At 45.9% G+C, this 14,281-nt stretch carries 13 protein-coding genes; all 13 read right to left on the reverse strand.

Going from position 1 to position 14,281, the window contains the following annotated elements:
* Positions 1-5: 5 nt before the first annotated feature.
* Complete coding sequence (gene fliG, locus L4D78_RS03945) at positions 6-1,046, reverse strand: flagellar motor switch protein FliG (RefSeq protein WP_428465748.1); 1,041 nt, start codon at positions 1,044-1,046, stop codon at positions 6-8.
* Positions 1,039-2,787 carry a flagellar basal-body MS-ring/collar protein FliF gene (fliF, locus tag L4D78_RS03950; RefSeq protein WP_428465749.1) on the reverse strand — a complete coding sequence of 583 codons (1,749 nt, stop codon included), beginning with the start codon at positions 2,785-2,787 and terminating at the stop codon, positions 1,039-1,041. The genes fliG and fliF overlap by 8 nt, the downstream gene beginning before the upstream one ends.
* Before the next feature lie 15 nt (positions 2,788-2,802).
* Positions 2,803-3,114: a flagellar hook-basal body complex protein FliE gene (fliE, locus tag L4D78_RS03955; RefSeq protein ID WP_428465750.1), complete on the reverse strand. Its 312-nt coding sequence runs from the start codon at positions 3,112-3,114 to the stop codon at positions 2,803-2,805.
* Positions 3,115-3,207: 93 nt separating this feature from the next.
* Positions 3,208-4,608, reverse strand: a complete 1,401-nt coding sequence (locus L4D78_RS03960) for a sigma-54-dependent transcriptional regulator (RefSeq protein WP_428465751.1) — start codon at positions 4,606-4,608, stop codon at positions 3,208-3,210.
* A gap of 47 nt (positions 4,609-4,655) precedes the next feature.
* The gene (locus L4D78_RS03965) at positions 4,656-5,681 is read right to left on the reverse strand and encodes a sensor histidine kinase (protein ID WP_428465752.1); all 1,026 of its coding nucleotides are present in this window, start codon (positions 5,679-5,681) and stop codon (positions 4,656-4,658) included.
* 150 nt (positions 5,682-5,831) lie between these two features.
* Positions 5,832-7,289, reverse strand: coding sequence for a sigma-54 dependent transcriptional regulator (locus L4D78_RS03970; protein WP_428465753.1), 1,458 nt, complete (start codon positions 7,287-7,289; stop codon positions 5,832-5,834).
* Between the two features lie 278 nt (positions 7,290-7,567).
* Positions 7,568-7,969 (reverse strand): flagellar export chaperone FliS, encoded by a 402-nt coding sequence (gene fliS / locus L4D78_RS03975; protein ID WP_428456142.1) that lies wholly within the window; start codon positions 7,967-7,969, stop codon positions 7,568-7,570.
* A 15-nt stretch (positions 7,970-7,984) separates the two neighbouring features.
* Entirely contained in the window at positions 7,985-8,269 is a 285-nt protein-coding gene (locus L4D78_RS03980; protein ID WP_428465754.1) for a flagellar rod protein FlaI, read from the reverse strand.
* Positions 8,270-8,296: 27 nt separating this feature from the next.
* Positions 8,297-9,676 carry a flagellar filament capping protein FliD gene (fliD, locus tag L4D78_RS03985; protein WP_428465755.1) on the reverse strand — a complete coding sequence of 460 codons (1,380 nt, stop codon included), beginning with the start codon at positions 9,674-9,676 and terminating at the stop codon, positions 8,297-8,299.
* A gap of 16 nt (positions 9,677-9,692) precedes the next feature.
* A complete protein-coding gene (locus tag L4D78_RS03990; RefSeq protein ID WP_428465756.1) occupies positions 9,693-10,154 on the reverse strand; it encodes a flagellar protein FlaG in 462 nt (153 codons plus the stop codon).
* Between the two features lie 59 nt (positions 10,155-10,213).
* Entirely contained in the window at positions 10,214-11,362 is a 1,149-nt protein-coding gene (locus L4D78_RS03995; protein ID WP_428465757.1) for a flagellin, read from the reverse strand.
* A gap of 264 nt (positions 11,363-11,626) precedes the next feature.
* Entirely contained in the window at positions 11,627-12,775 is a 1,149-nt protein-coding gene (locus L4D78_RS04000) for a flagellin (protein WP_428465758.1), read from the reverse strand.
* A gap of 305 nt (positions 12,776-13,080) precedes the next feature.
* On the reverse strand, positions 13,081-14,271 hold the full coding sequence (gene flgL, locus L4D78_RS04005; RefSeq protein WP_428465759.1) for a flagellar hook-associated protein FlgL: 1,191 nt from the start codon (positions 14,269-14,271) through the stop codon (positions 13,081-13,083).
* Positions 14,272-14,281 lie beyond the last annotated feature (10 nt).

Consider the following 14,281-nt stretch of genomic DNA (forward strand, 5'->3'; position numbering starts at 1 on the left):
GAGACTTATAAGAATTCATCGGCGCCGCCTCCCGTCAGCATTAGCTCACCAGAGTCTGACAAGCGACGTGCGATAGAGAGAATTTCTTTTTGCGCAGCTTCTACATCTGCCACTCGAATAGGCCCCATGGCTTCAAGATCGTCTTGCAGCATTTCAGCCGCACGCTTCGACATATTACGGAGGATTTTTTCACGCAGTAGATCGTCTGCACCTTTAAGGGCTTTCTGCAGCAGATCTTGTGGCACATCACGTAGCAGCGTTTGAATGCCGCGATCGTCCACTTCGGCAAGGTTATCGAAGACAAACATCAAATCTTCAATCTGGGTCGCCATGTCTTCGTCATTCTCGCGAATATTATCCATCAACAGCCCTTCGACGTTGTTGTCGAGGTAGTTCATGATTTCAGCTGCAGCCTTCAGGCCACCAATCTTCGCCGCTTGTGCACCTGCCTGACCAGCAAACTGTTTCTCCATGATATCGTTTAGCTCATGAAGTGCTGCTGGCTGAACTTCCTCTAGGTTCGCGATACGCATCATCAAGTCGAGGCGAACGCGTTCTGGGAATTGCGCAAGGATTTCAGCGGATTGTTCCGGCTCAAGGTAAGACAGAACAATGGTTTGAATTTGAGGGTGCTCGTTAAGGATGATACTGGCCACCTGACGAGGATCCATCCATTTCAATGAATCAAGACCACGAGAGCCACTTCCCATTAAGATCTGATCAACCAAGTTATTGGCTTTATCTTCACCCAGGGCTGCCACCAGCGTATTACGAACAAAGTCTTCACTGCCCATGCCAATACTGGTGTACTTTTGAATATCTTCGAGAAAGTGCCGATGAACACCTGACACTTTTTCTTGATTAAGATCGGCCATCGACGCCATAACACCACCGACTCGCTGAACCTGTTTAGGCTCTAAGTGACGAATGATGCTAGCGGCATCTTGTTCACTTAAGCTCAGCAGTAAAATAGCGGCTTTATCTGCACCTGTTAGGGTACTGATATCGAATTTTTTTTCTTCAGTGGTTGCAACTTCATTAGCCATCTTCGTTTACCCAACTTTTCACGACCTGAGCGGCCAGATCCGGCTCATTGGCCACAAGGGCACGAACGGCTTTCAGTAAATCTTCATCTTTATGTAAGTTCGGCAAATCCAAACTACTGCTACTTATCTCTAAACTATCGGCACCATCAAGTTCGGCACCAATAAGGTCAATATTATCACTGTCGCCCATTAGCATTGGTAAGCCATTTTCATCCAACGGCGTACCATCCGAAGACTGGTTCGGGTAAAGGAGTTTACGCATTGCTGGGCGAACCAATACAAGCATCACCACGATAATCACTAAGGTTGCAGCAAGCCAACGAACCCAAGTACTGAAATTAGGGTGTTCCCAGATAGGCAATTCAGCAATGAGTTGCTCTTCTGGTATCGCAAACGGTACTGAAATCACCTCTAGCATATCGCCTCGCACTTGCGAGAAGCCAACACCACCCATGAGCAACCGGGTAATTTTAGCGAGTTCAGCCTCACTAACAGGAACACGGGTCATTTCACCCGTTTCTGGGTTCATGACTTGCTTATAGTCAATCGCCACGGAAACGGTTTGTCGGTCAACCGTACCCGTTTGAGAGCGTCGGTGACGGATCGTAGTATCAAGCTCAAAGTTACGTGTTGCTTCTCGGTGAACCGACCCGTTATTCGAGCCCGTTCCGGCTTGTAAATCGGCAATATCTTGCGGTATTGAACTATCGGCTGGCGGCTGATTACTCAACGCACCAGGTATGCCCGCCACAACGTTACCGTTATTATAATCTTCTAGCGTGTATTCACTGCGCGTTGCCGGTGTATTAGGATCGTATTGTTTACGCGTTTCTTCTACCGCGCTAAAGTCCATTGATACGTCGACCTGCGACGTATAATTACCCAGCCCTAAAACCGGAATTAGGATTGCATCAATTTTCTCTCTTAGCGCCTGCTCTTGCTTACGCTCTAATTCATATTCTTTACGGCGGGCCGTTGCACTTGGATCTGCCGTGCCTGAACTTAATAATCGCCCATGTTGGTCGGTAACCGTGACGCGTGTTGGTTGTAGCGTTGGTACGGCTGTTGCAACCATATCAACAATGGAATCAACTTCTTGCTGCCCAAGCGCAGCGCCTGTACCCAAAGTAAGAAATACTGTCGCACTCGCTTCTTGGTTCTGACGTACAAACACACTTTGCTTTGGCATTGCTAACAAAACTTGCGCCTGCCTAACTTGGCGGATTTGCTCTATCGCCCGTGCAAGTTGACGTTCACGGCTGAGTTTCAAACGCTCACTTTCGAGTCGTTGCGACACCCCAAAACCCATGTCTTGTAAAAGGATGTCATCGCCATGCGACACACTACTGTTCAACCCTGCACGCGTCAGCTCTAACTTCACAGAAGAGAAGTTATCGGAAGGAACACGGATAGTATTGCCATCAAGGTTATAGGAGATTTTTTTCTGGTCAAAATGGTCAAGGATAGGAATTAACTCAGCCGTTTCAAACGTGCCAAGAGGACGCATTTCTGGCTCTTTAATCCAGGAAATGACAAGAACAATTAATGCCACACAGATTGCCACAGACAACACCAAAATGACTTGGCGTAATAAATCGAGATTGCCCAGCATGCTATCTACACGTGAGGCACTCTTCTCTTCTGCATCTGGATTATGTAGCTCAAGTTCACTGTCAGTGACTACGGGAGAAGGCGCGTTGCCTGCTACCGCTAGCTCATTGTTTGCTGATGGTTCCGACACTCAATAATTCCTGACTTAAACCGGCATATTCATTAGTTCTTTGTACGCATCAACCATTTTATTACGTACTTGGACAGTGGCTTCGAAAGCCACACTCGACTTGTTTCTGGCAATCATAACATCCGACAACGAAACACTGCGATCACCTTGGTCAAAGCGTGTTGCTATCTCACTTGACTGCGACTGTAGCCCGTTGACAGATTTAATCGCATCACCAAGTACAGCGCCAAAATCCGCACTTACTTGTTGCCCTGTCGCCGGACGAGAGGCATTTTGAGCCTCTAGCATCATTGCCTGTAGCTCACTTTGTAGTCCATTTACCTTCATCACATACTCCAGAGGGTCAAAAAAGTGTCAGTTAATTAATAACCAGCTTATTGATAAATAACAGTATGCCGTAAATAATGCGTTTTGTGGCGATCAAACTGGGATATCAATTCCAGCATCACGCATTTTCGCTAATTTGTAGCGCAGTGTTCTTGGACTAATACCCAATTTTTCAGCGACATCTTTACGCCGCCCTTCACAGACGCGAATAGTGTCTAGAATAATGGAAAACTCTTGTTCTCGCAGCTCATTTCCTAACCCTTCTGCCGCCGCAGGCTGTGCGGTCCCTTTTTCGGTTTCATAAACGGGGGCGATATGAGGTGTTACCGTAGTTTCAACAACACTTTGCAAACTACCAGCATCAAGCCAATCAAGCCCTTCAAGTAGGATATGATCAGTCCGGATCTGAGATGAATCACAAAGAATTAATGCGCGCTGGATAACATTATCAAGTTCACGAACATTGCCAGGCCAGCTATATTGCATCAACTTACTTAATGCGCCAGCCTCTAGTGCTGGGACGGGCAGCCCTTGCTTCATACAATGGCGTTCGATTAAGTATGTTGCTAACGGGGCAATATCGCCTGCTCGCTCTGCCAATGCTGGCCAAGTTAATGGAAAAACATTTAAACGGTAATACAGATCTTCGCGAAAGTGCCCTTCCGTTACGAATTGCTTCAAATCACGGTTACTGGTTGCCAATACGCGCACATCTAGTTTGATACTTTTCCTGCTGCCAAGACGCTCCACTTCGCGCTCTTGCAATACTCGAAGCAGTTTGGCTTGAAGGCTTAAATCCATCTCACTGATTTCATCAAGCAAGATAGTACCACCTTGCGCTTGCTCAAATTTCCCCGGGCAAGCCTGAACAGCCCCTGTAAACGCCCCCTTCTCGTAACCAAACAAGGTCGCTTCCAGCATATTATCAGGGATTGCAGCGCAATTAATCGCAACAAAAGGACCGTCATGGCGATTGGAATGGGTGTGAATATAACGTGACATCACCTCTTTACCAGAGCCACTAGGCCCAAGCACCATCACACTAGCATCTGTTTTCGCCACTTTTTCTGCCAATGCCAATAACTTCAACGATTTCGCATCGGCCGCAATAGCTTGCCCCGATTCCGTTTTCACAGGGGCATAGCGGCTAACCATATTTAACAGTACTTCTGGTGCGAAGGGTTTCGCCATATAGTCGATGGCCCCTTCTTTCATGGCAGAAACCGCATCTTCAATATTGGCATACGCTGTCATCAACAACACAGGCAGCTTGGGCCAGTGCTGTTTAATGCTGCGTAACAACCCTAAGCCGTCCATCCCTGCCATCTGGACATCAGAAACCACAATATCAACCGATTCAGATTTTAATATTAATAATGCTTGCTCAGCACTTTCGGCCTCTAACCACTGGTAACCCGCCAATGCAAGGGTATCAACCAATGCTTCGCGAAGCCCTTCATCATCCTCGACAACTAATACGCGGCTCTGATTCATTATTTACTCCAAATTTTGTTCTTATTATTTAACCGTTGTTAGGGACGTTAATCGTTGTTTGTTTTTTGCTCTGCCAATGGTAAAACCACGGTAAAGCATGCCCCTTTGCCAAGTTCTGACTCTAGCGTTAAACGCCCTTTGTGGGCGTTAACAACCGTTTGAACAACCGCAAGGCCAAGCCCAGTTCCTTGCTGGCGTGTTGTATAAAATGGTTCGAATATTTTTTGCTGCATATCAGCGGCAATACCAGGCCCATTATCGATGACAGTAATGTGCACCCAGCTATCTTGAATCGCGGCTTTTAACGCCACTTTGCTGTGCTTGCCTGACATTTGAATCGCGTTGCCAATTAGATTACTCAGCGCACTCGCCAGTGCATTCGCATTGCCTAATATTTCTTGCTGCTCGTCGTCACAGTCAATACTGAAATCAACTTGATTGGTCATCACTTGTGTTTCGACCATGGCTTCTAGTTCATTCAGCAGCATTTCAAGGTTAAATCGTTCCACCACTTTGTTGTCGCCACCTTTGGCAAACAACAGCATGTCATTCACTTGCTTTTCCAGATCATGGAGCCTGTCGACCAATTTAGTTTGAAAGCGCTCCCGAGTAACCGTATTCAGGTTTGGAGAGCCTAAATTTGCGGCGTACAGCATAGCACTCGATAAGGGTGTTCTAACTTGGTGGGCTAACGACGCAACCATTCGACCCAATGATGACAAGCGCTGCATTTCACTGATCCGTGATTGCAAAAGGCGCGTTTCTGTCATGTCTGTCATAAAAATCAGCTGACCACTTTCCGAAGCCGAAATCGCCAATTTGACCCGGCGTCCATTTCTCAGTGAAACTTCATGCCCATCATCTTCCCTTGGTGAAAATGCACGCTGAATAACCTGAAACCAACGCTCGCCATCCAACGGCTCACCCAGTAAACGGTAAGCTTCTGGGTTCGCTTCCCGCACAATGCCCGCTGAATCGAGGAATATCACCCCTGACGGCATAACATCGAAAGCTTGTTGGTAGCGACCAACTTGTTGCGCCAGTGTGCCTAGCGAGGATTGATTTTCACTCATGGAGTACCTGATTAACGCACTAAATAACGATTACCACAGATAGAGGTAAAGCATAATTCATGCCAAGAAAAAACTAATTTTATCAGGCTGTTGGACGTGGGGAAAGAAATTTGACAGCGTCATTGATTTGACGCTGTCGGTATTTACAGTTTAACGCGGCATTTCTTTGCTCAAACCGTATTTGCGCATCTTCTCTACCAATGTCGTGCGGCGCATGCCTAGCATATCAGCAGCTCGAGCAACAACGCCTGACTGGGCTTCCAATGCCTGACGGATCATTTCAATCTCTAATTCCGCCAACATCTCTTTCAGGTTCAACCCTTCCGGCGGTAAGCCATTCATATCGGCGAGTTCATTCGCATCAGCATTATTACTGGCAAACATATCAGCTAACGCTGCCCGCTCCTGATCTTCTACCGATAAGAAGTTATCTTCTGGTTGAAAGTCAGGTAGGTCACTATAGCGATATTTCATTGGTAAATGGCTGACATCGACCATCTCATTCGGATAAAGAATAATTAACCGTTCAACGAGGTTTGCCAGTTCACGGATATTACCCGGCCAGTCGTGATCCATTAATGAGGTTATGGCACGCGGCGTAAAGTGTACCGGTTTTGCGCCTTCAGCTTCCATCCGTGCGAGTAACTCTTGCAACAGCAATGGAATATCTTCAATGCGCTCACGCAATGCAGGCATTTCTATCGGGAAAACATTTAGCCGGTAGTACAAATCTTCACGGAACTGACCATCTTGAATCATGGACTCTAAGTCACAATGAGTGGCTGCGACAATACGCACATTGGTGCTTATTGTCTTGCTGCCACCGACACGTTCAAAGCAACGTTCTTGCAAGACACGCAGCAACTTCACCTGCATTGAGGTTGGCATATCGCCAATTTCATCAAGAAATAGAGTACCGCCTTCTGCAAGCTCAAAACGCCCTTTGCGCGCAGAGATTGCACCGGTAAATGCCCCTTTTTCATGACCAAACAACTCACTTTCAAGTAAGTCTGGCGGAATAGCACCACAATTAACAGGGACAAATGGCCCCTTACCGCGCGATGAATGGTAATGAATGTTACGCGCAACCACTTCTTTACCCGTACCAGATTCACCCAAGATCAACACACTAGCATCGGTTGCTGATACTTGTTCCATTAAATGGCGAATCTGACTGATCCCGTCACTGCGACCAACCATACTGCGAAATAATGTATTTTTACGCCCTAATTGCGGGATATGAAATGCGTGTTTACCAAGAAACTCTTGGCAGTGACGAAGCGCGTCAGTAAGTTGACCATAATGTAATGGTAATTCTAACGACCCCACATAGTTCGGTAGTTCGGCAAGCTCATCATCATGATTTGCCAACGCGATTACGGGAATATGGTTATGGATGCGAAGAAAGTCGAGGATACGACTTAGCAATTTACCGGAAGTGATATTACCCAGTAAACAGGCTCCCCACGCATTTTCCCACAGCGAATGATCGACCTCGTTTGACGACAATACTTCATGTTGTTCGCCAACAAAGTTCAGAATGACACTTAGATCGTGGCGATGTTGCTGATCATCATCAATAACAAGGGTTTTAGCTAAAGCTTGCATAGGAAAGATATTGCCTGCCTTTATAGGATTCTTCTTTTGTGGCTTCTATACCAAGCTGGGCATTCATTAACGGTCGACTTTGACCGAAAAAAGAATGTCGCAGAGAAACAGCAACCAAATAATAAAGACATTGTAATAAAAGCACAGGATAAGGCAACTGGGGACAGCCAAAAGCTGTGACCCCAGTACAAAGGAAAGTAAAAACCGAAACAGTTTGTCACTTTTTAACGCGAGGAGGGCATATAATGCTGCCCCTAGCGGCTTAACTCACTAACTGACTAGCCCAGCTGCGTCATATTGTGATATTCAGCAGGAATTTGATCCCACGCTGACTTGATTTCACGCAGCATTTCAATCACATCGTCAATGGGTTCTGAAATGTTTTCCTGATTCGCTTTATAGATCTGTTGGATCATAAAATCATACAAGGCATCAAGGTTTGTCGCGATATCTGCACCATCTTCCATCGATAGGCAGCTGCGCAAACTAATTACGATATCAAGCGCTTTGCCTAAACGCTCACCTTTGACAGCAACCGAACCTTGTTCCATCGCCGCTTTACCTTGGATCAAACGTTCGATCGCCCCGGCCATCAACATTGAAATTACGCGGTGTGGTGATGCCGACGTTAACTGACTATCTACCGAGACTCGTTTGTAAGCCTGTAGAGATCCTCTCATTGCCATTGTTCTAACCTACCGAAATTTATTATAAACCTGCATCGAGCGTTGCCCGTGCTGTAGCCGCTGTACTTGATTTGCCGACCGATCGCGATGATGGCGGATACGCTCAAGTAACACCGATGTACGTTCTATAGCTTGTTGCCACAGCCTTTTATCAAGGCTTTCTGGCTCAGCCATTAATTGTTGTAAAAGCAACTCACGCTGTGAAAGTAGTGCCTGAAGCTTATTGGAGTCAACCTCTTCTGGCACAGCTAACAGTAACTCAAGTTGCTGATCAATTTGGTCTAAGCGTTGCATCTCGACTCCTTTTGCTTAGTAAGATGCTTACGACGGCATCATACTCATCATCGAGCTAAACTGGCCTTTCATTTGTCCCATGGCTCTATCCATGGCGGTAAATTGATCGTGGGTGCGTTTCTGAACGCTTTCCATTCGTCGATCTAATTTAGTTTGTTCACTGTTCAACCGCATATTTTGATCACTAAGGCTATTTTGCCGCCCCTTGATGCTGCCGGTGATCCCGGTATGCGAGTGAATTAAATCTTCAATTTTTCGGGCAAAGCCATCACGGCTTCCGAAAAACTCCCCCACATCGGCAAAGTTTTTCTCTAGTTGGCGATCCAGTATGTCGTAGTCAACTTCAAGGCGCCCCTCAAGGGTTGTCATCACGCCAAGTTCACTCAAGGTGGTAATCGATTCTGGCGCACCTTCCAACGGCGAGGTAAACGCGCCTCTTAACTGGTTATCAACGGTACGAATGATACTGTCACCAACCAATGGGCCTTTATCTTGTGTTTCAGGATCAAACCTGCCGAGTTCACCTGCAACACTAAAGAATTGGTTATACGCATTCACAAATTGCTCAATCGCTCCGCCGACAGCATTTCGGTCGTAAGCGACATCCACTTTGATGTCTTTACCTGCGCTCCCTTCCTTACTCTCTGAAATGGCCAGTAAGTTCAAGTCGACACCCTTGATTGCATCTTCAATAGTGTTGGTATCACTGGTAACAACAGCAAGGCCGTCAATCAATACGCGGGCATCTTTAGCAGCCTGCATTTGCGTCATCGAGTTAAGGTCATTATTAGGGTTAAAACCAAATTTTTGCAAAGTACTAGCAAGGGGCGCATCGACCCTGACTTTAATTTGGTTCTGCTCGCCACTTTTATCCGCCGTCAGGACGAGTCGAGCACCAACGTCATCGTTGATCACAGATGCCATCACACCGGAATTGGAAGGATGGCGGTTAATTAACCGAACAACATCAAGAATTTTGCTTTCATCTTCGGGAATATCAATGTCAAACATACCGCCCCCTAAAGAGACAGTCATTTTACCGGCACCTAGCTTTTGATTTTCATCGAAAGTACCTGAAACAATTTTATGTGATTGAGCGAGTTGCTCAATGCTGACATTGTACTTACCCGGAATGGCTTCATGATTGGCCGAGGCCGTTAAGGCATCATTATTGTCACTGGTCACGGTACGAGCTGAAAGCGTATTATTGCGGCGAAAGTCGGCCATCATGTACTTCATTTCGTCTAACGAACCTTTCAGCTTACCGTAGGCACTGATGCTGACATCAATGCTCTCTCGCTGCTGATTTATTCGCGCTTCTTTCGGTGCTCGCTCTGCATCAACGATGGTGTTAACCATATTGTTGATATCAAGACCGGAAGCGGTGGCTGCTGCGCCTATGTTCATTGACTACCTCGAAATACTAGACTTTCGTTGTCACCAATCCCCCCGAGTTCGTGGCAAGCCGACGGGATAAAACAAGTAACTCTTCATCAGGAATTTGGCGAACAACATCACCAGTACGCTTGTCATAAATGGTGACAATGTTTTTGCCTGATTCTTCATCGATACGAAAAGCCAGCCCTTTATTTAAGGTTGATCCGACAAATTCTTCGATACGTTCGACCACCTTTTCCAACTCTTCACGTTGCAACTTATGCTGCTGATGTAGCTTTTCAACGTTGGCTGTTTGTTCGATACGGCGAACATCGCTTTGGCTGCTATCGCTACTCGACGTCAAAGCCGGTTGCTGATCAGAGGCGGCAAGGGGTGTCCCTTGAGAATGCCCTACAGGTTTACTAGCAATATTTGTGCCAGATGAAGATTGGGATGGGGAACCGGAAGAAAAGGAAGAGGGAGAAGTGCTAACGGGTTTGACGTCCATATTCTCTCACCTTTAAAGGAAGAACGGCAAGGTAGAAACCTTGCCGTTAATACGAGGGATTAACCTAGTAGGCTTAGTGCCGCTTGCGGCGCCTGTTTTGCTTGAGCCAAGATAGAGGTCGATGCCTGAGATAGGATCTGGTTCTTGGTCATTTCAGTGGTTTCTTTCGCAAAGTCAGTATCACGAATACGGCTGTTCGATGCCGATACGTTTTCGTTAACATTATTCAAGTTATTAATGGTGTGGTTCAAACGGTTCTGAGAAGCACCAAGCTCTGCACGGTTTGAATCAACATACTTCATCGCACCATCAAGTACAGCGACAGCCTGCTGTGAACCACCAACAGAGGTCACATCAATTTGTGCAACTGTGGTGTTTGCTGCAGTACCAGCAATTGATGCATCAACTGCGTTACCAGCTCCATCAGTCATCGCGATATTACCAGTAGTCACGCCAACTTCACCCTCTGAAGAAAATAGTTGTAGCTCACCATCTTCTGAAACTGATGCATTGATTTTATCGTTCTGACCATTGATACGTGTTGCGATTTCTTCGATGTTATCACCAGCAACTAGACCAACGTTTACAGCTGTTGCTGTACCCGCGCTGTCTGTAACACTTAGTTCAATCGCCGTGTCAGCATCAAGCGTAGAATCCGCAGTTGCCGCATTGGTTGAAACTAGTAGGTTACCACCCATTTTAGCTTCATCACCACGGATATTGTTGAAGCTCATCTGAACGGCTTCACCAGAATCAGCACCAACTTGGAATGAACGAGAACCAAACGTACCGTTAAGAAGCTTAGTACCACCAAAAGATGTGGTTTCTGCGATACGGTTAAGCTCTTGATTCAGCGCTGTAACTTCTTGCTGAATTGAATCACGGTCTTCTTGCGAGTTAGAGCCGTTAGAAGACTGTAGCGATAGATCACGCATACGTTGCAGGATGTTCGTGGTTTCTTGCATCGAACCTTCTGCAGTTTGTGCCATAGAGATACCGTCATTCGCGTTACGTACTGCAACGTCAAGACCACGGCTCTGTGTCATCAAACGGTTTGAAATCTGTAGACCTGCAGCATCATCTTTTGCGCTGTTGATCTGGCTACCAGTAGCAAGACGCTCCATCGATTTACCAGTAGCTTCGGTCGCTTGACCTAGGTAGCGCTGAGCGGTCATTGCAGAAACGTTAGTGTTTACTGTAACTGCCATAATGTATCTCCTTGTGTAATCAAAATGGCTTGACCAGCCCAGCCGGTAAAACCTTGTTATTCTTTGTACATGGTCTGTAACGGCATGACTTCAGAAACCTTTAAGCTTTTTTTCGATTTTTTTTATCAAGAAAATAAAATGTGATCTAAGTAGCGAAATCAAGTTACAGAAACACATCTCGCAGAGTCTTCATCAGCCAATATACAGACATAAAAAAACGGCAAAAGGTTGCCCCTTGCCGTTTTTAAAAACGTCACCACTGAATTATTGCAATAAGCTCATTGCAGCTTGTGGCACCTGCTTGGCTTGCGCAAGAATAGACGTACTTGCTTGCTGCAGAATTTGGTTTTTCGTCATTTCGGTGGTTTCTTTTGCGAAATCAGTATCACGGATACGACTGTTTGATGCCGATACATTTTCAGATACATTCGCTAGGTTATTGATGGTATGACCTAAACGGTTTTGCTTTGCGCCCAAATCAGCACGCTGGCTATCAATATATTTCAATGCCGCATCAATAATTGGCACTGCACTTTGTGCACCGCCAACACTCTCAACGTCAATAGATGCCACGGTCACATCTGTCGCCCCAGCAGAAAAATCCAGAGCGGTGGTTGTGCCGTCTTGATTATTCATAACGATATTACCCGTTGCTAAAGCAACTTCACCGTTACCAGAAAAGACTTGTAATTGGCCGTCTTCATTAACCGAGGCATTAAGTTGGTCATTTTGACCATTAATGCGTGTGGCAATTTCTTCGATGTCATCGCCCGCAACCAGCGTTACATCAACCGTACTGACATTACCCAGCGCATCTGTCACGCTAAATTGGACGGGAGAATCAGCACCAAGCTCTGCGCCTGGCTGAACGGTTGTTGCTGATTGCAGCAAGCTACCACCCATTTTGTCATGATCAGCACGGACACTGTCCATACCCATAATAATAGCTTCACCAGAATCGGCACCAATTTGGAATGCCGCTTCGCCAAATGTCCCATTCAGTAGTTTACGGCCACCAAATGCAGTCGTTTCTGCAATACGGTTAAGCTCATCTTGAAGGGCACCCACTTCTTGTTGAATCGCAACACGATCATCGTCGGAGTTCGCGCCATTTGCCGATTGAAGTGACAAATCACGCATACGTTGTAGAATGCTGGTTGATTCCTGCATTGCCCCTTCTGCGGTTTGAGCTATCGAAATACCATCGTTGGCATTTCGCATAGCGACGTTCAAACCACGCGTTTGCGCCACAAGGCGATTAGATATTTGCAGACCCGCAGCATCATCTTTAGCACTGTTAATCTTGCTACCTGTCGATAAACGTTCCATCGAGGTATTCAGATCATTTGTTGCTTTACCTAAGTAACGCTGCGCAGTCATCGCTGACACATTGGTGTTCACTGTTACAGCCATTTAGATCTCCTTTGACTTTCGCCCATTAAGCGAAACAGCCTAACCGCAACAGTCAATACTAAAGACAGTGAAGCGGGACCAGTTATAAAATAAATAAATCGGCAAAACGGTTGCCATAGCTCGTATAAAGCAAATTGTATGCCACAAATAAAACAACTTTATTTCAACAACTTATCGCATTTTCTATGGCTAAGTAGTGAAACATGGCAACTCGATGCCTATTGCCTTGCATAGTTTGCCGCTTACTATCAATCCTTTGCCTCATTTATTGGCAGAGAAATCACTGTTTAACCACCTCCAGTTAATTAGATGTAGTTAAACAGGTTTAAATCTTTTGTTTTGGCAAAAGCCTGCTGCGATGCTTGCAAGGCCATCATGTTCTCGTTGAGTTCAATCACTGCAGTCGCGTAGTCAAGATCTTCCAACGTACCGCGTGCTTGACTCATGACCATTTTAAAGTCTTGGTGCATGTCTTCTTGACGGTCGAGTGTTTGCAATCGCGTACCGATTTCTGAACGCGTACGGTTAATATGTTTGAACCCTTCTGATAATTCTGCCGCGGCTTGATGCAATTCTGCCGTTGCCGATGCATCTGATACATCGCTTTCAGACAACTCAATACTACGGCGGAAGGCGTCAAAGACATTGACGTTTTCTTGGCGTGATAAATCAATGCTATCACCATGTTTAATCTCACCTTCCAGTTCAATTTGTAACGTACCAAATTGAATACCAGCACCAGGTTCAAAGGGAGCGCTACTTACCATATTGCCATTTTGAAATAGCTGGTATGACGTACCGGCCTGTGAGGTTGAGAACTCAACACGGTATGCTGATTGGTCAGCATTATTACTATTACGTGCTTGTGAGAGCAGTAGTAATGAGCCACTTTGCAAGTCATAGTCTGGTTGATAATCACCATGGGGGTTTGGCACCTCCATAAACAATTTATCTCCCGCATCATTTACGGGGACTTCAACCGATGGCGCAATTTTCGCCATACGCTGGTAACTGTCACCCACGTAGCTAACATGGCCATTATTGTCACGGAAAAAAGGCTGTTTACTGAATTGGTTTCCGGCAAAGACAAAGTTTCCCGATTCGTCTTTTGCGTTAACTACATTCATGAACGAGTCAAACAGGCCTTGCATATCTTGCTTATGAGCAACACGGTCATCGCCAGAAAGTGAACCATTGATCATCATCATTGATTTTCGCTTGGCTTCATCAAGCAAGTTTTCGACTTCTGAAATCGCCGTTTCTTCATTATTCAAACGGTTTCTAGCTAACGTTATAGATCTAACCGACTGATCAATTTGCGTGTTTTGTTGGTCAAAGTTCTGAATGTAAATAGAAGATACGGGATCATCACCGGCAGTAAGCAGGCGCTTACCAGATGCCAGCTGCTGTTGGTTTTCTGCAACTTTAACCTGCTGGCGATTCATATCGTTAGCAACATTTTGGTAATTATGGAAGCTGGAAATACGGCTAATCATGGTCGGTCAG

Source organism: Photobacterium minamisatsumaniensis (assembly GCF_050336695.1).
In the GTDB taxonomy this organism is placed as follows: domain Bacteria; phylum Pseudomonadota; class Gammaproteobacteria; order Enterobacterales; family Vibrionaceae; genus Photobacterium; species Photobacterium minamisatsumaniensis.